This is a genomic window from Clostridium simiarum, from assembly GCF_018919175.1.
GTDB classification, from domain to species: domain Bacteria; phylum Bacillota; class Clostridia; order Clostridiales; family Clostridiaceae; genus Clostridium_L; species Clostridium_L simiarum.
The window spans coordinates 126,699-144,527 of the sequence record NZ_JAHLQL010000006.1 but is presented as its reverse complement, the minus strand read 5'-3'; the positions used below and the strand labels follow the sequence as shown (position 1 = coordinate 144,527).

Below are 17,829 nucleotides of genomic sequence, written 5' to 3'. Positions count from 1 at the left end.
ATCACTTATTTAATAACTATTAGCTGATCTTATTTTTAACTTTTTCCTAAAATAATTTTTATAAAAGCAATGATGATTATAAAAGCAACAGTACTAACTAATATATTTTTTATGACATTTTTTATTTTTTATATTTTTATGTGAAACTTTTTTAAAAGGCGCATACCTAATAGTTAAGAACTTTACAAATTGAGGAGGTTTTTAACATGGCTAAATATAGAAGTTTTCAATTAAATTTTTGGCAGGATAATTTTGTGGTGAGCTTACCTTTTGAGGAGAGAAACTTTTATCATTATTTAATCACTAATCCAAGGACTAACCAGTGTGGTATATATGTTTTTTCTCTTCCTTTTGCATCCTTAGAATTTGGTTTAAGTAAGGAAAAAATTAAAGAGTTACTTCAAAGATTCGTAGATCATGGAAAGATTCTTTATGATGAGGCTACTGAAGAAATAATGGTATTAAACTGGTACAAGTATAACATAAATTCCAGTAGAAATACTCATATTTGCATAAACAAGGAACTTAAAATGGTAAAGACTAAAAGCTTTGTATCTAAGTTCTATGAACTTTGTAAATCCATGAAATTTTGTTTGGACATTATGTTTGATGACATAGAAATAATAAAGGAGTCTTTAATAGAAAAACCGCTGGAAGACAAAGAATCACAAGGCTTCCAAGAATCCCAAGAACCGCTGGAAGACAAAGAATCACAAGGCTTCCAAGAATCCCAAGAACCCCAAGAACTTCAAGAATCCTTAGAAAAACCTAGTGACAATAAAGAGCAGAAGAAAGGCATAAAGGAAGTAATAAATGCTTTTGATAATAATATCCACTTAGCTACTTTTATGGAGATTGAAAGTCTTAAGAGTTGGTATGAGGAAATGGGTGGGGAGCTTATGGTTTTAGCCATAAGTGAAGCTGTTAAAAACAATGTAAGAAATATTAAATATATAAATGGCATATTGCTAAACTGGAAAAACAATGGATTAAAAACTTTATCTGATGTGTCTAATTACACGAAAAACTTTAAAGCTTCTAAATATAGCGACTTTAAACCTCAAAATGCCGCTGCCTATGAAGTGGTAACAGAGGAGGTATAGGCTATGAACATGGAAAAAATCTTTAATAAAGAAGCTGAGGTTGAGGTACTATCTTCCATACTTTTAGATAATAAATCTTTAGCTAATATAGTAGATTTTTTAGAATATGATGATTTTTATATGGTAAGCCATAAAATCATATATAAAGCCATGCTAGATCTTTATAGCAAGAACGAGAATATAACTGCTATAACCTTATTTGAAAACTTAGGTTCACGTTCTGAGGAAATAGGTGGTGTAACTTATATGTCTCAGCTTATAGCTAGTGGTACAAGCTCCTTGCTTATAAAACCCTATGCAGACATAGTAAAAGAAAAGTCTAATAATAGAAAGCTTATAGTGGAACTTAAAAAAGCTCTACAAAACCTAGAAAAAGGTGATGGAAAGTATATAGATACCTTAAATTCTCTTCAAGACTGTTTTATGGGTTTTAACTCAAATAAAAAAAACACTGACACTATGGACACTATACTGCAAAACTATTTATCTCTTCTAGAAAAAAGACTTAAAGGGGAAGACCAAGGTATGCTTTTAAAAACTGGTCTTAGTTCTTTGGATAATTTTATAGGAGGTTTTGAAAGACATAACTTAAATATATTAGCTGCCAGGCCTTCTATGGGTAAATCCTTAGTAAGCCTTACCATGGCTATTAATATGGCTGTTAAAAGCAACCTTAATGTAGCATTTTTCCACTTAGAAATGGGCGAAATACCTACTATTGAAAGGATTTTATCAAATACAGCCACCATATCCATGAAGACTTTAAAAACTGGCAAGTTAAAGGATGATGAGTGGAGTAGAATACTTAGGTCCTGTGATAAGATTTCTAAATCAAATTTTCATATGTTTAATAATATCTATACCCTAATAGGCATAACTGCTGAATGTAAGAGATTAAAATTTCAAAAGGGTCTAGATGTAGTATTTATAGATTATCTTCAGCTTATAGAAATAGGTAAATCTAAAGAAAACAGAAACTTAGATATATCCTTTATATCTAGAAAGTTAAAACTTCTAGCAAAGGAGCTTGATATAACCATAGTTGTATTATCACAGCTCTCTCGTGCTCCTGAAGCTAGATCAAATCATAGACCTATGCTGTCAGACCTTAGAGAGTCAGGCTCCATAGAACAGGATGCAGATCTTGTGATTTTCTTATACAGAGATGAATATTATGATTCAGATACCAAGGATAAAAATTTAATAGAATTTATAGTTGGAAAGCATAGAAACGGTACTGTAGGCACCGTGAAAATGAGATGGAGCGGTGAATATCAAAGCGTAGGGCCTTTAGTAAAGACTTATTAAAATCTTTAAGGAATTTTTAAAGATTTTCTATAAATAAACATAAGGAAAGGAGAAAATTTACCATGAAAGACAAAGGCTTTGAAAAGATCTTTCAGATTATGAACCTTATGGCCTTTCTAGAAATATTGATTTGGAAGGTTCATTATGACACTTACATCAATGAAGATGGAACCTATGTCCTTAGAATAAATTATAATAAGTGCTATGATAAGATATTAGATTACTCTAGAGTCCATCATATAAATTACCCAAATTTAGATATAAAGGCTTTTAAATTTACATTAAAAAGTAAGCCCTATTGTCTATGCTACAATGCTCCCGCTTGGTTTAAAAAAGAGACAAGCTCTAAGGAAAGTCAAGTTGTACGTGCTGCTTTTATAGATATTAAAGCCCTTCAAGCCATGGGAATATTTATAGATAATCTGCTCTGTAATAATACATCAATGGAAATTAAAGAAGGTTGATGTTATAATTATTGTAAAATTAAACTAAATTTTATAAATAGGAGGTTTAAAGAAGACTATGCAAGATTTATTAAACAAGATATTACCTATATTTCCAATGCTTTTAACCTTAACATTAAGCCAAATTATTTATCTTAAAATGGATAAAAGATATGGGCTAACAAATAAGATAAGTGCAAAACTTCCAGTAAAACAAGATCAAAAAGAATTACTTTGTATTTGCTGTTTTATGATAAGTATGTTAATTATAGGCATACTTGGTATATATGTTATTGATATTCCTTCAACTATATACTTTGCATTAAGTGGAATTTTATTAGGTATAGGTATAAGTGTTACACATAAAATATCATTAATAAAAATAAACTAGACTATATTTTTATATAACCATTTTCAACATAGGTTGTTCCTTTATTGCCTATAGATAAGTAATAAATTATTTCTTTGTTCTTTATAAACAAGTGCTAGTTTGTTTCTTTATTATCTATGGATAAGTGCTAAATTATTCCCCTTGTGTAGTGCGGAATAATTTAGCACATTAAAGTTAAATTTCTATCCATAGAATAAGCATTTCTAAGACTCAAATGTACTTATGTATCTATTAAATATAAGTGTGTATTTCATTTAATCCATGCATAAATGATGGCTCAAATGTACTTATGTATCTACTAGATGTTACTGTTATTAATCTCTTTAAGTACATGATTTGGCTCTTATGTATTTATGTATTTCTCAAAAGCAAACTCCATCTGAATCTCTAAATCCCCTTATCCTTCTTTAAATCTCTTTAAGTACATGATTTTGCTCTTATGTATTTATGTATTACAATTGGCTCTTGTACACTTTTTCCCTTATTCTTCATGATTTGGCTCTTATGTATTTCTTAAAAGCAAACTCCCTCTGAATCTTTAAATCTCTTTATTCTTTAATACTATTATAAACTTCCACAGTTTTATCTATTAAACTCTCAATAGATGCTGCATCTGAAAGCACTACATCCATTTCATGTTTTCTTGCTTCTTTTGCTGTTTCCTCATCCATACAAACTGCTTTTATATTTTTACAACTCATATCTTTTATTGTATTTACAAAACCCTTAACCCTAGATGGGCTTGTAAATAGTGCAATGTCCTCCTGCTCTAATTTAAGAAAATCATTTTCCTCATAAACTGTAGTATAAAGGGGTATAACATCACAAGAAAGATTTTCTTCCTTCAATGCTTTCACAGAAGGTTCTTCCCTATCTGATTTAGTAAACACAAGGATGTTTTCATCTTTACCTGCAAGATGTGTCAGTGCTTTTCCTAAATTCTCACCCTTATATTCTTCTGCCATATAATCAACTAATAAGCCTCGATCTTCTAGTGATTCTTTAGTAGCAGAACCTAGAGCTAAAAAGGATACATCCATCAACGTTCTAATATCAATTCTATGCTCTTTTAAATAATCAAAGAAAATTTCAACAGAGGTTTTACTTGTAAACACAATCCACTTATAGTTATGTAGTTTATCATGAAGGTTTTTATTATCTTCAATAGCTAGAGTTTCAACAAAGGGTAGCTCTACTACTTCTGCTCCTAAGGTATGTAATTCTTCTATTAATTTTGATGCTCTTTCCTTTTCTTTTGCTACAATAATCCTTGCTCCACCAAGTACTCTGTCCTCTGCCCAATGAAATTTTTCTGCAAGGGAACAAACTCTGCCAACTACAATAATGCCTGGTGTTCCTATACTTGCCTTAGTAGCTTCCAAAGGAAGAGTTTCTATGGTTGCAACCACCCTTCTCTGACTTGAAGTTGTTCCTTTTTCCAAAATAGCTGCTGGGGTATCTTTATTCATTCCTGCTTTGATTAGCCCATTAGATATAGTCTCAAGGGAACTAACTCCCATTAAAAACACTAAGGTAACTTCTCCTAAGGCAACTAATTTATCATAATCAATAGGTTCATAATTTCCTCTTTTTCTATGTGCTGTAATTATATGAAGAGATGGTGAAAAGTCTCTATGAGTCACAGGTATACCTGCATAGGCTGGTACAGAAATAGCAGAAGTAATTCCTGGAACTATTTCAAAGGGAATCTTTGCCTCACATAGTAACTCTAGCTCTTCTCCCCCTCGCCCAAAGAGAAATGGATCTCCCCCTTTTAAGCGAACAACTTTGTTTCCTTTTAAAGCCTCTTCTAATAAAATTTTATTAATGTCTTCTTGGTCCACTTTATGATTGCCTGCTTTTTTACCAACATCGATTTTCTTAGCCTCTTTAGGGATCATGCTCAGTATTCCCTGTCCAACTAGTTGGTCATATACAACTACATCTGCTCCTTCTAACACTGACTTTCCTTTTAAAGTAAATAATCCTGGGTCTGAAGGTCCTGCTCCTACTAACCAAACCTTTCCTTTATTCATCATTCTAAATTTCCTTTCATTCTTAAAGCTAATTCATATCCTAAGCTCTCTGCTTTTTTTACATCACCAATAATAGAATCAACAGCATGCTCCTTTGTTTCTTCATCAAAATATAATCCCATAAGCTTTAATTCATTGCCACTTACGGTAGCATAAGCTGCAATAGGTGATGAGCATCCTCCATTAAGAGTTCTTACAAAGCTACGTTCTGCCGTTGCTGCATAGGTTGTAACTTCATCATTTATAGTTTTTAAAAAGCTACAGTCTAGATCTCTCCTTGCTTGTACAGAAAGAACCCCTTGACCTGCTGATGGAATTATCTCTTCCACAGAGAAATATTTGCTTATTCTATCTTCTAATCCAACACGCAAAAGACCAGCAGCTGCCAGAATTAAAGCAGAATATTCTCCTCTATCTAATTTTGCTAAACGAGTAATAATATTTCCTCTTACACTGCTAGTATTAATGTTTTCATACAAATCTTTTAATTGCAATTGTCTTCTGTAACTAGAAGATCCTACATTACTTAAAAAGTGTTGATTTAAATTATTATTTGGTAAAATCAGAGCATCTCTTGGGTCTCCACGTTTTGGAAGAGCCACAATGGGAAGATCTTCATTTTCTTCCATAGGCATATCCTTCAAGCTATGAACCGCAATATCAATTCTTCCATCAATTAAAGCTTGGTCTAATTCCTTCACAAACAATCCCTTACCACCAATTTTATCTAAAGTTTTATCAAGTATTAAATCCCCAGTGGTTTTTAATGTTACTAGTTCTAACTCAATTTCTGGATTTGCTTTTTTTATTTCCTTCATTACAAGCTCTGTTTGCATTACTGCAAGCTTGCTATCTCTACTTCCTACAACAATTTTTTTCTTAAGCATAAGCTCTCTCCTATTTTAATAACTATTTATTTTTATTCATTATTAGCAGCGCTAATTACATTCTTCTAGCTGCTGCTTCTAATGCTGTAATACATTCACACCATTTTTCTTTTTCTAAATGTTCTCTTAAATCCAATATTAATTTTGATACTGCTTTTTTTGTAGCTGTTTGAATATTTTTCTGTAGCTTCATTTGTTCTTCTTTTGTTATATCAATGGATCTATAAGCCTTTGTTAATTTGGCATCTGTTAACTCACCAGTTATTTCACTAATATCTTGAACCCTTGGTATCCACTCTCTAAAATAATACCAATCCACAAATTCCTCTTTATATTTATTTAAAATTACCTTAGCCATATTAATTTTTTCTGTATTAAAGTTTCCATCAACACCCAATTGATCCATATCATAAACTACAACATTTTCTAGTTCACTAATGGTTGGATCTATATCTCTTGGCACAGCTAAGTCTACAAAAATATACTCTTTATGAAGTAATTTACCTTCTAATTCTTCTTTTCTTATAGTAAAATGAGGACTTAAAGTTGCACTAAATATTAAATCCTTATCTGCCACATTATCATATCTTTTTTCATATAATATAACTTCACAACCCTTTGGAATAATGGCATCTTGTCTTTTATATTGCCTTAAGGTCATAGAAACCTCACATCCCCTATTAACTAAAATTTCTGCCATTAATCTACCCATCTCACCGTTGCCAACTACCATACATTTCTTACCTTCTAAAGAGCCCATACTCTTTTCTAATAAGGTTACAGCTCCTTCTGGCACTGACATATTTTTAGCTGTTAACTTTACCTCAGTTTTAACCTTTTTTGCTGCTGTAATGCTCATACGAAATAAAGTTTCAAGCACAGAATCTACATGTCTATTTTCTCTTCCATTTTCAAGGGCTGTTTTTACTTGGGTTAAAATCTGGTCTTCCCCAAAAATTTGAGAGTGCATACCACAGCTTAATTCCAGTAGATAATCAGTAGCCTCTTCTCCAAATCTTTCTGTGAAAAACTTATTATACTCTCCAGGTTCCATTCCCTTTTCCTTTAAAAACACTTCCATAGGAGATCCCTTTAGTCCACTAAACCAAAGCTCCGTACGATTACAGGTAGATAAAATAATGCAGCCTTTTGCATTGTAATCTTCAATTATCTTCTTTGCCAATTCTGCTCCATGGCATGTAGTCAGGGCAAACTTTTCTCTATATTCTATTGTTGCTTTACTATAATCTATGCCAACCATGGAAATATCCATTTCCTCCATCTCCTCTTTCATCCGTAGTATATTACAGCCTTTAAAATTTTATCATAATGCTATATTGTTGACAAATACAAATCTATAAAGACTTTCATTAAATTTACCTATGTCAGCCCTTTATAAGCTTCCCTGTAGAAATTCCTTGGAGAACATCTGTATCTTTATAATTTTTCACAACTCCCATTAGATTTTTCATTGCTTCACTTATAAATTTATTTTTATGATATACCATACTGAAATGCCTGTCCCATTCGCATTCTGAGTTTTGAATTACATAGATTTCACCATTTTTAATTTCCTCTTCCACTAAGCGAACAGAAATAACCGCTAAATATTGATTTTGCATCACTGCATTCTTAATAGCTCCAGGACAATTACCTTCCCATACAGTTTTGATGTCCACCCCATGATCTGATATATAATTTTCAAATAGCTCTCTTGTCCCACTTCCTTGCTCACGCATAGCAAAACTCACATTAGAAAGCTCTGTTAATTTAATCTTTTTCTTCTTAGCAAAGGGATGGTTCTTACTACAGGCAAGAACAAGATAATCATCCACCGCTGGAAGGCAGATTAAATCTGGACTTTTAATTTTTCCTTCTACAATAGCAATGTCAAGCTCAGACTTTAATAGTTTTTCTTGTATAATCTTTGTATTACTCACATAAGCACAGACTTCAACCTCTGGATTACTTTCTTTAAAGCTATTTATGATATCAGCAAGAATACAGTTCCCTACTGTAATTGTTGCCCCAATTCTAATCTTCTCTCTGTGATTTGTCTCAAGCATCTTTTCTTCCAAATTATCGAATTGACTTACTACTTGCCTTGCATAAGAAAGTAACTGCCTACCCTCTTCTGTTATGTAAAGTTTTTTTGAAAGACGTTCAAATAAAAGAACCCCATAATGTTCTTCTAACTCTTTAATGGTTTGACTTACTGTGGGTTGAGATATAAAAAACTTGGATGCTGCTATACTCATCTTCCCACTATCTGCTACCTCAATAAATATCCTCAAATGTCTTATTGTCATAGTTTCCCCCCCTTTATTTAAGCTGTAGCATTAAATTCACTTTTAAATTATCCATAGGTTTTACCTATGATTATGATAAGATATTATCACTTTATTAATAACTAAACAAGTGATATATTAGTGGTGTAAGGAAAGTGTTAAAAAAAAGACAAGGGGTGTGAATAGGTGAAAGTTCTTATTATCGGTGGTGTAGCTGCTGGTACCAAAGTAGCTGCAAAGCTAAAACGTGAAAACCGTGGTATAGAAGTTAAAATACTAACAAAAAGCAAAGATATTTCTTATGCTGGATGTGGTCTACCATATTATGTAGGCAAGGTAATTCCAGAACGTGATCAACTAATCGTTAATACTCCAGATAGCTTTTCTAAATTAACTGGTGTAGAAGTATTAACAGAAGTTGAAGTAACAAAAGTTAATCCTAAAGAAAAAACTGTAGAATCCCTAGATTTAAAAACAAATGAAACTTCTAATTATAAATATGACAAGCTAGTTGTTGCATCTGGTGCGGAGCCCATTAAACCTCCAGTAGATGGTGTAGATTTAAAAGGCGTATTCTTTATGAGAACTCCAGATGATGCTATTTCCTTAAGATCTTCCCTTGAAGCTGGTGAAATTAAGAGGGCTGTTGTAGTTGGCGGTGGTTTTATTGGGCTTGAAGTGGCTGAAAACTTAGCAGTTCAGGGGGTTAAAGTTTCTGTAATCGATATGGCAGACCATGTATTACCTGGCTTCGATGCTGAATTTGCAGAATATGCTGAAAATCATTTAGCCGATCATGGTATCATGACATTTACAGGAACAAAGCTAGAGGCTATTCTTGGTGAAGGAAAAGTTGAAAAAATTAAAACAGATAAACGTACTATGAAGGCAGATGCAGTTATCCTTTCAGTAGGTATACGTGCTAATACCTCCTTCTTAGCTGATACTGGTATCGAATTAATGCCAAATAGAACCGTTAAGGTAAACGAATTCTTACAAACTAACCATGAGGATATTTACGCAGTTGGTGACTGTGCTTGTATAACAAATTCAATTACAAAAGCACCTCAATGGTCTCCAATGGGATCCTCAGCTAATATTGAAGGTCGTATTGCAGCTAAAAACATTAATGGTGATAAAATCAGCTACCGTGGTGTTCTTGGAACAGGGGTGGCAAAATTACCTGAACTTAATGTTGGTAGAACAGGTTTAACAGAAACTGCTGCAAAAGAGGCTGGTTTTGATGTGGTAAGTGTTGTAACAGTTGTAGATGACAAAGCTCACTATTATCCTGACTCCTCACTTTTCATAGTTAAAATGTTAGCAGATAGGAACACTAAAAAATTATTAGGATTGCAAGTGCTTGGCAAGGGTGCTGTAGATAAAATGGTAGATATCGCTGTAACTGCAATTGTTATGGGTGCTACTTTAGAAGATGTTGAAAACATGGACTTAGCATATGCTCCACCATTTTCAACTGCAATCCATCCTTTCTCACACACTGTAAATATTTTATTAAATAAAATCAGTGGGGCATTTAATACTATAACACCTAGTGAGTATAAATCTTATGAAGCTAAAGGATATACAGTAATAGATGCATCTATTACTCCAAGCATAGATGGTGCTCCTTTTGTAGATCTTACAAAGGTTAATGGCGAATTACCTGACCTTTCTAAGGATGAAAAATTACTCTTAGTATGTGCAAAAGGTAAGAGAGCATATATGCTACAAAACCGTTTAAAATATTTTGGATACACTAATACATTAGTTCTTGAAGGTGGTTCTACTTTTAATGAGGTAGAATTATAAAATAATAATTTTAGTTTAATGGAGGGTTTTAAATTATGGCAACTTTAACTATTAGTGCTGCAGATGAAAAAAAAGTAAAAGCCTTAGGCTTCCTTAGCAATAAGGGAACTGACAACTTCTCAGCAAGAATCATTACTGTAAATGGTAAAATTACAGCAGCTCAAAACAAATGCATATCAGAAGCAGCTGAACTTTATGGAAATGGTATTGTGACTCTTACAACTAGATTAACATTTGAAGTCCAAGGTGTTCCATATGATAAAATTGAAGATTTTAGAACATACATAGCTAAAGAAGGCCTTGTAACAGGTGGTACTGGTTCTAAGGTACGTCCAGTAGTTTCTTGTAAGGGTACAACCTGTCAATATGGTTTAATTGATACTTTTGGATTATCAGAAGAAATTCATGAAAGATTCTTTAATGGATACGCAAATGTTAAGTTACCACACAAATTCAAAATCGCTGTAGGTGGATGTCCTAACAACTGCGTTAAGCCTGACTTAAATGATTTAGGAATCATAGGTCAAATGATACCTAACTTTGACGAAGATGCCTGTAATGGATGTAAAAAATGTTCCGTAGAAGATGCCTGTCCAGTAAACGCAGCTAAAGTTGTTGATGGAATGTTACAAATCAGCGAAGATGAATGTAACAACTGCGGACGTTGCGTTGGAAAGTGTCACTTTGATGCTATAGAAGATGGTAAAGTAGGATACAAAATCTACATTGGCGGTAGATGGGGAAAACGTGTTGCTCATGGTATTGCTCTTAACAAAGTATTCACAGATAAAGAAGAAGCTATGAATGTAATTGAAAAGACTATTCTTTTATACAGAGAACAAGGTAAAACTGGGGAACGTTTATCTCAAACTATCGAAAGAATTGGTTTTGAAAATGTTGAAGCACAATTATTATCCAATGAGCTTTTAGATAGAAAACAAGAAATCATAGATTCTAACCTTCACTTAGTTGGTGGAGCTACTTGCTAATCCTTAAAATTTAGTCCATAACTATGAGACCTTTTAAAAGGTCTCATAGCCTTGGATAAATTCCTATAATATTTAGATTAAGAAAGGAGTTTCTCTTAAAGAAACTCCTCCTAATTCTATGAATCACTGGATCCAGAAGAAGGATTAATTTTAATACTTCCTTCTAGGAACAATTATTTTTTTTAGTTATTTTGTCTTTTTTTTAACAAGTGATGTTAATTTATTAAAAGTTTGAGGAAATGTAAAACATCAATATGAATTAAAGGGGTAACTCACTTAGCTAAAGGTGATAAATAAGCTTCTACAGAAATGAAAGATTTCTGGTAGCATATTAGCCTATAAAGAAAGGGGATATAAATCTTGAATACTAAAAAATTCTTTGCCATTGGTCTTTGTATTGTAATCGGTATTATAGCAACTTTTTTAGGGGGATTACAAAAATTAGTTGGTGCTCCTATGATTGGTTTATTTATAAGTATGCTTATTGTAAACTTTATGCCAACTGTGGATAAAGATTTTAAATCTGGAACTACTTTCGCAGGTAAAAAGTTTTTAAGTCTTGGAATTATTTTAGCTGGTGCAACTCTTAACTTTAATGAAATCTTAGGTTATGGAGCAAAAGCTTTGCCATTAATTATTTTTAATATTTGTTTATCCTTTACAGTAGCTTACCTTGTAGGTAAAAAACTGGAACTATCCACTAATACTTGCACATTAGTAGGTGGAGGTACTTGTATCTGCGGCGGTACTGCAATTGCAACCTTGGCATCCATTATTAAAGCAAAAGAAACTGAAATTGCTTATGCCATGACAGCTATCTTTTTATTTGATATTTTTGCAGCTTTAATCTACCCTTATTTGGCAGGAGCTCTTGGTTTAACCGCCAACCAATTTGGTTTTTTAGCCGGCTCTGCTATCAATGATACTTCTAGTGTTGCTGCAGCTGAAGCTACTTACAATGTTTTAAATAACCTTGATTTAAACTTAGCAATTACAGTTAAACTTACAAGAACTACTATGTTAATTCTTCTTGCTATTATTTTCACTATTATAACTGTAAGAAAGGAAGCTAAAGGAAATGCTAATGCAGCACAAAAAACCTCTGTAGGAAAAACTGTTATGAAGGTTTTCCCATGGTTTATCCTTATTTTCCTAGTAATGGCTATCCTTAATACTGTAGGTGTATTTAGCAACATTAAAGGTGCATCAGCCTTCTTTAAAAAGGGCTATAAATTCTTAATCACTGTGGCTCTAGCTGGTGTTGGATTTAAAATTCAGCTAAAAGATTTATTTACAAAAGGAATTAAGCCTATTATACTTGGTGGATGTACTTGGGCTGCTGTTGCTGCCTCATCTTTACTATTTATTAAAATATTTGCTGGATATGTAGGTTAAAATAATATATCCTGCATAGTTATCAAGTTTTTCTAAGGATATTTCCTTTTCTATAAATAGTTTAAATGTCTTTGATGTAGATCAAAACAGATGTATATCCAAATGAGATTAAATTTATGGAAATGTTATAATGTAAGGTTATATTTTTCAAGGGAACTCTTTTTTAGAGTTCCCTTGATTATCTTTTAATAAGATTATAAATTAATCAAATTATAATTATGTTCACATAGTTATAATCTTCTGATTGGGAAAAATAAATACAATTGTCCACTTTCTTCAGCACAATTATTATCCAATGACATTTTAGATAGAAAAGAAGAAATATTAAACCTAATTTAGCTTTATAATATACGAACCCTAAGCTAAATTTAGGATGCATAAGTTGATATTTTATTATAAAAGAAGAATTGAAAACATCTATGCCTAACCTGGTTTAAGATGTATAAGTTAATATTCTATAAGTTATTAATATTTAAACTCTATTTTGAAACTTCTAGAAGTCTATTAGCATATATAAGCTAATATTAATGGAGTAGGAAGAAAATAATTATTTTATTTTCCTTCTACTCCATTGTCCTCTAGAGTACTATGGTAAGTATATTTGAGATAAGAGAAAAGGTATAGATTTTCAAAGTAATATAAAGGTAATATTAGTTAAATTAAATTAATGCAATCATAAAACATATGGAAATGTTTACAAAATGAAATATTTGGAATATTATATCTTTAAAGCTGTTAATTGGAAATTTATAAAAACAATGAAGTCTTGTATATTAATTAGATTATATTTTTATTGTTCAAAAGTTCAGATCTAAATAAATAATTTTAGACTGTTTAATATTTAAGTTAAGTGCACTTAATTAATAAAATATAAGGTTATATTAGGTAGTTATGAAAAAATAGCTTAATATTTGCTATAAATCCTTGCCCTTTGAAAATTGTACAGGGTTAGATAATTTTATAATTAGTGCTTAGGAGGAACGTTATTATGAAAAATAGTTTAAAGATAACTTTAGTTTTAGGTTTATCAGCTATTATTTTAGCAGCTCCTTTTGTAAAGTCTAGATTTGTAAATAATAAAACAGAAAGTAAGATCCCAATGAAGATTCACAGTTTACCAGTAATGTATAATACAACTGAAGAGCTAGTAAAAAATTCAGATGCAATAGTTGAAGGAATAGTTGAGGATTTAGAGCCTGAATATTTAAAACCGGTGACTAGTAGCGGAAGTAAGACAAAGCATATAATTTTTTCAAGGAGCCAAATAAAAATTAATAAAATCTTTAAAGGAAACATTGAAGATAATAGAAATATAATAGTAAATCAAAGAATTGGTGATAAAATAAATGATGATAGATTTATAGAAGATAGTATATCACCTTATAGAAAAGGTGAGAATGTGATATTATTTTTAAAAAAAGATAAGGATAACTTTTATTCAATAAGTCCATATCAAGATAAAATAGAAATTAATAATAATGAAAATAGAAGTTTTAATAGCTCTATATATAAGGAAGCTAAACAAGATCCTAATATTTTTCCAATGTTTAAAGATATGACAATCGATCAAATAAAAGAAGATATAGAAGTAACAATTGAAAAATTAAAATAGCATTAAGAAATAAAGAAGATAGGTTTACTATAATAGAATAAATACTATAAAAAGCTTGCACATTTTATTTGATGCAAGCTTTTGTTATAATTATTACATAAGTGGGAAAGTAGATAGTTTTGTGTAAAAACAAAACTATCTACTGTTTTTTTCTCTTAAAATCTAAGCCTCTTTTCAAGTTCTAATATTAATTCCTTTATAGTTATAGTATTTAGGTCAATTCCTTCTAAAGACACTTCCTTTTCTATAAATAATTTAAATGCCTTTGATATAGTAATATCAGCAATTGAAATAGCTCCCACTATCTTAGAATCTTTAATAAATACTCTAATGTACTTCTTATCTATTTCTTCTTTTATACTATTATCATAACTTCCTTCATTTACATCTCCCATAGAAAATAAGGAAATATTAAAGCCATTAAATACAGTCACAGGAACTGAAGTCTTATAGCTTACATCCTCTCCTGCCATATTTGCTCCAGCAACTCCCCCTTGCTCCGTAGCCTTAATCCATAGCCCTTCTATATTATCTTTAAACTCTGCCACATCTCCTGCCGCATAAATCCCTTTAATGGAGGTTTCCATATTTTCATTAACTATAATTCCTTTATTAATTTTAATAGAAGTCCCCTTTACTATTTCAGTATTTGGAATCATGCCTATAGAATATATTACACTATCACAAGGAAGAATCTTATTATTATTTATGCTAATTGCCTCAACCTTATGTGATCCAAGAATTTCATCTACCTTAGCATCACAAATAAACTTTACTCCTGACTCTTCTATTTTTTCTTTCAATATAAGGAATGCTCTTTCATCTAGTAATCTTGACATAAGTCTTTTACCGGATTCAACAATAAATACTTCTTTACCCTTAGAATGTAGTGTCCAAGCAGTTTCAATACCTTGAACCCCTCCACCTATATGAACCACATTGTTTTTATCTTTAAGATAATCTTTAATATTCTTTGCATCTAATATGCTTCTAAGGGTAAATGCCCCCTCTTTATCAGAACCTATAACAGGAAGTTTTCTATTATGCGAACCTGTTGCAATGAGTAACTTATCATAGGAGATTTCTTCTCCTTTTGAGGTCATTATAAGCTTATTTTCTGCATCTATTTTTGAAACTCTTGTGTCTCTAAAAAACTTTATATTATTTTCTTCATACCACTGCTGTTTCTTCAAAAGAATTTTATCATCATTTAAACCCTTAAGTAAATCCTTAGATAGCTTTATCCTTAAATAAGGAAGATTTTTTTCATCTCCATATATAAGTATATGTCCATGTTTATCTCTATCTCTAATTGCCTTAGCAGCGCTTATTGCCGCAATTCCGCTTCCTATAATAACATAATTTTTCTTCATACCTTCTACCCCACTTATCTATAATTAGTATCAATTCATTATATATACTTCTAAGTCATCCTGAAAATATACTTTTTTCCATTATAAAACATTATTTTGCTACACTTAACATCTAAATTTATAAAATCATTTTCTACTTCTTCATCTTCCATATCTATTTTTATAAATAATTCTTTTTTCCCTATGTTGCTTATATTTCCTGCATGATCACTTACAACTTCATACTTAACCTCTGGATTACTATATTCTGTAAGCATACTTATGGTTTTCTTTTCAAAATTGAACATAACTTTTTCATTATCTTCTTGTTGCTAACTTCAATTATATCAGACTGCTCAAAAATATTTTTAAATAATTTTTCATTATTAAAGCAAATCTTATTATAATCTTTTGCGTTTTCTATTACTAGTTCTGGCTTTTTATTATTTTTTATTAAAAATACTTTATTATCTTGTGTTACATAGGCTAACAAGTCTTCCTTTATTAAGAAGTTTTTTACCTGTCCTGCTTTCCTCATCATCAGTTTTTACATATAGGTTTTTCATCCTTATCTTTCCTATAAATAACTGTGTTACCAATGCAATAAAATTTCACTGTATCACTATCTATTTTTAAGTTTTCTTCCTTATTTTTATATAAATTACTATCTTTACCTATATAATAAATCGCTTTATCTTCATCATTACTAATATTATAAGTTAAAATATCAGAAGATATATCCCTTTTTTCACCCTTTTCATTTATTGAAAATAAGTTATCTTTTTCATCTAATATTATATACTCCTTAGACTTTTCTTTATATTTTACATTCTTTGGCTTTATTGATGTATCTAGTAATTTAGATGCCTCATTTTTTCATTTAAACTATATAACTCTCCACTTCAGTATCCATAGTAAACAGTGCTTTGCCATTGGTTTTACTCTTTTCGTAAATATTGTTGGTAAAATAATTGATTTCTAAATTGAACCTGTATATAATATAGAAATATACTAAAAAAAGGAATCTAATAAAAATATATTTAATAACGAAAGGGGAAATTTTATGGTAAGTAATACCTTTATATTGTCTATGGCAATATCAGCAATCATATGTTTACTATTTCCGCTAATTATATTTTTGTATTTCAAGAGGAAAGAAAAGTTAAATTTAAAACCTTTTTTTATAGGTATGATAGTTTTCTTTGTGTTTACACAAATACTTGAAAAACTTCTTCATCTGGTGGTAATAGGAAATAATTTAATTTCCAATCCCATAGTGCTTTCTATATACGGAGCATTGATGGCAGGTTTATTTGAGGAAACTGGTAGATTTATTGCTTTTAAAACGATTTTAAAAAATAAGCATGAATGGAAAGATGGTCTCGCTTACGGAATAGGACATGGTGGTATAGAGGCTTTCCTCATTGGTACTATTGCAAATATACAATATATAATTTACAGTAGTTTAATAAATAGTGGTTCATTTGATACTGTATTAGCTTCAAAAGTTCCTTCCTCTCAAATTATACAACTTAATCAACTAAAAGAATTACTAATTCAATCAAATTCACACATTATTATAATTGGTTTGGCAGAAAGAATATTTGCTTTTGGTATTCAAGTAGCATTAACAATGGTAGTTCTATATGCAGTAAGATACAGAAAGAATATATACCTATTTATTGCAATACTATTACACGCATTAATGGATATTCCTGCGAGTCTATACCAAACGAAAATAATAACAAACATATTCGTTGCAGAAAGTTTCATAGTTGTATATTTTATAATAGCAATAATATTTTTGTCTAAAACAAAGAAAATTTTTAGTAAAGAATTTTGTAATATAACATTGAATGGCTAAACAAGAAAAATGCTGTAGAAATACTTCTGTTAAAGCCTTTGCTATTTTAGGTAGTGTTGTTCCCTCAGCTATAAATTGAAGATACTATCCCCATTTTTGAGGATGATGTGTTCCTGCCATTGGACTACAGTAATATCATTAAAGGTTTTGCCACAATCCTTACATTTATAGCGTTGCCTACTACGGTATTTACCATGTCCCATAATATGTTCACTTTTACAATGTTATTCACTCTATCAAGAAATGAATACTATTCTTGAAGAGCATAAAAAAAATTTAAAAAGTAAACTTTAATTTAGAATTAAAACTATTTATCCCATAAAAATAGCACCTACTCTAATAAGTAGGT

The 17,829-nt window shown here is 30.9% G+C and carries 15 protein-coding genes and 1 pseudogene; 9 read left to right on the top strand and 7 right to left on the bottom strand.

What is annotated here, in order from left to right; all coding sequences use genetic code 11:
* Nucleotides 1–206: 206 nt before the first annotated feature.
* From KQI89_RS15110 to KQI89_RS15095, 4 genes are all read left to right on the top strand, one after another.
* Nucleotides 207–1,103: a DnaD domain-containing protein gene (locus KQI89_RS15110; protein WP_216457767.1), complete on the top strand. Its 897-nt coding sequence runs from the start codon at nt 207–209 to the stop codon at nt 1,101–1,103.
* 3 nt (nt 1,104–1,106) lie between these two features.
* Nucleotides 1,107–2,411 (top strand): replicative DNA helicase, encoded by a 1,305-nt coding sequence (gene dnaB, locus KQI89_RS15105; protein ID WP_216457766.1) that lies wholly within the window; start codon nt 1,107–1,109, stop codon nt 2,409–2,411.
* Between the two features lie 62 nt (nt 2,412–2,473).
* Nucleotides 2,474–2,875, top strand: coding sequence for a hypothetical protein (locus KQI89_RS15100; RefSeq protein ID WP_216457765.1), 402 nt, complete (start codon nt 2,474–2,476; stop codon nt 2,873–2,875).
* 58 nt (nt 2,876–2,933) lie between these two features.
* Nucleotides 2,934–3,245 (top strand): hypothetical protein, encoded by a 312-nt coding sequence (locus KQI89_RS15095; protein WP_216457764.1) that lies wholly within the window; start codon nt 2,934–2,936, stop codon nt 3,243–3,245.
* A 548-nt stretch (nt 3,246–3,793) separates the two neighbouring features.
* On the opposite strand, the gene cobA is transcribed toward KQI89_RS15095, so the two are convergent.
* From cobA to KQI89_RS15075, 4 genes are all read right to left on the bottom strand, one after another.
* Nucleotides 3,794–5,284: a uroporphyrinogen-III C-methyltransferase gene (cobA, locus tag KQI89_RS15090; RefSeq protein ID WP_343216385.1), complete on the bottom strand. Its 1,491-nt coding sequence runs from the start codon at nt 5,282–5,284 to the stop codon at nt 3,794–3,796.
* Entirely contained in the window at nt 5,281–6,168 is an 888-nt protein-coding gene (hemC, locus tag KQI89_RS15085) for a hydroxymethylbilane synthase (RefSeq protein ID WP_216457763.1), read from the bottom strand. The genes cobA and hemC overlap by 4 nt, the downstream gene beginning before the upstream one ends.
* A gap of 55 nt (nt 6,169–6,223) precedes the next feature.
* Nucleotides 6,224–7,441, bottom strand: a complete 1,218-nt coding sequence (gene hemA, locus KQI89_RS15080) for a glutamyl-tRNA reductase (protein ID WP_216457762.1) — start codon at nt 7,439–7,441, stop codon at nt 6,224–6,226.
* A gap of 112 nt (nt 7,442–7,553) precedes the next feature.
* Nucleotides 7,554–8,477: a LysR family transcriptional regulator gene (locus KQI89_RS15075; RefSeq protein WP_216457761.1), complete on the bottom strand. Its 924-nt coding sequence runs from the start codon at nt 8,475–8,477 to the stop codon at nt 7,554–7,556.
* A 165-nt stretch (nt 8,478–8,642) separates the two neighbouring features.
* On the opposite strand from KQI89_RS15075, the gene KQI89_RS15070 reads away from it, so the two are divergent.
* The 4 genes from KQI89_RS15070 to KQI89_RS15055 all read left to right on the top strand — a co-directional run bounded on the left by KQI89_RS15070 (nt 8,643) and on the right by KQI89_RS15055 (nt 14,264).
* A complete protein-coding gene (locus KQI89_RS15070) occupies nt 8,643–10,268 on the top strand; it encodes an FAD-dependent oxidoreductase (RefSeq protein ID WP_216457760.1) in 1,626 nt (541 codons plus the stop codon).
* Nucleotides 10,269–10,303: 35 nt separating this feature from the next.
* Complete coding sequence (locus KQI89_RS15065) at nt 10,304–11,257, top strand: 4Fe-4S dicluster domain-containing protein (protein WP_216457759.1); 954 nt, start codon at nt 10,304–10,306, stop codon at nt 11,255–11,257.
* Between the two features lie 360 nt (nt 11,258–11,617).
* Nucleotides 11,618–12,652: a YeiH family protein gene (locus tag KQI89_RS15060; protein WP_216457758.1), complete on the top strand. Its 1,035-nt coding sequence runs from the start codon at nt 11,618–11,620 to the stop codon at nt 12,650–12,652.
* A gap of 988 nt (nt 12,653–13,640) precedes the next feature.
* Complete coding sequence (locus tag KQI89_RS15055) at nt 13,641–14,264, top strand: hypothetical protein (protein WP_216457757.1); 624 nt, start codon at nt 13,641–13,643, stop codon at nt 14,262–14,264.
* 155 nt (nt 14,265–14,419) lie between these two features.
* Here the strand turns inward: KQI89_RS15055 and KQI89_RS15050 are convergent, their stop codons facing one another.
* Together KQI89_RS15050 and KQI89_RS15045 are read right to left on the bottom strand one after the other, a co-directional pair.
* Nucleotides 14,420–15,637 carry an NAD(P)/FAD-dependent oxidoreductase gene (locus tag KQI89_RS15050; RefSeq protein ID WP_216457756.1) on the bottom strand — a complete coding sequence of 406 codons (1,218 nt, stop codon included), beginning with the start codon at nt 15,635–15,637 and terminating at the stop codon, nt 14,420–14,422.
* Nucleotides 15,638–15,687: 50 nt separating this feature from the next.
* On the bottom strand, nt 15,688–15,924 hold the full coding sequence (locus tag KQI89_RS15045) for a hypothetical protein (protein WP_216457755.1): 237 nt from the start codon (nt 15,922–15,924) through the stop codon (nt 15,688–15,690).
* 755 nt (nt 15,925–16,679) lie between these two features.
* Here KQI89_RS15045 and KQI89_RS15040 point away from each other — a divergent pair.
* On the top strand, nt 16,680–17,480 hold the full coding sequence (locus tag KQI89_RS15040) for a YhfC family intramembrane metalloprotease (protein WP_216457754.1): 801 nt from the start codon (nt 16,680–16,682) through the stop codon (nt 17,478–17,480).
* Between the two features lie 128 nt (nt 17,481–17,608).
* On the opposite strand, the pseudogene KQI89_RS17790 reads toward KQI89_RS15040, so the two are convergent.
* Nucleotides 17,609–17,704, bottom strand: a pseudogene (locus KQI89_RS17790) (IS1/IS1595 family N-terminal zinc-binding domain-containing protein); the annotation flags it as partial.
* Nucleotides 17,705–17,829 lie beyond the last annotated feature (125 nt).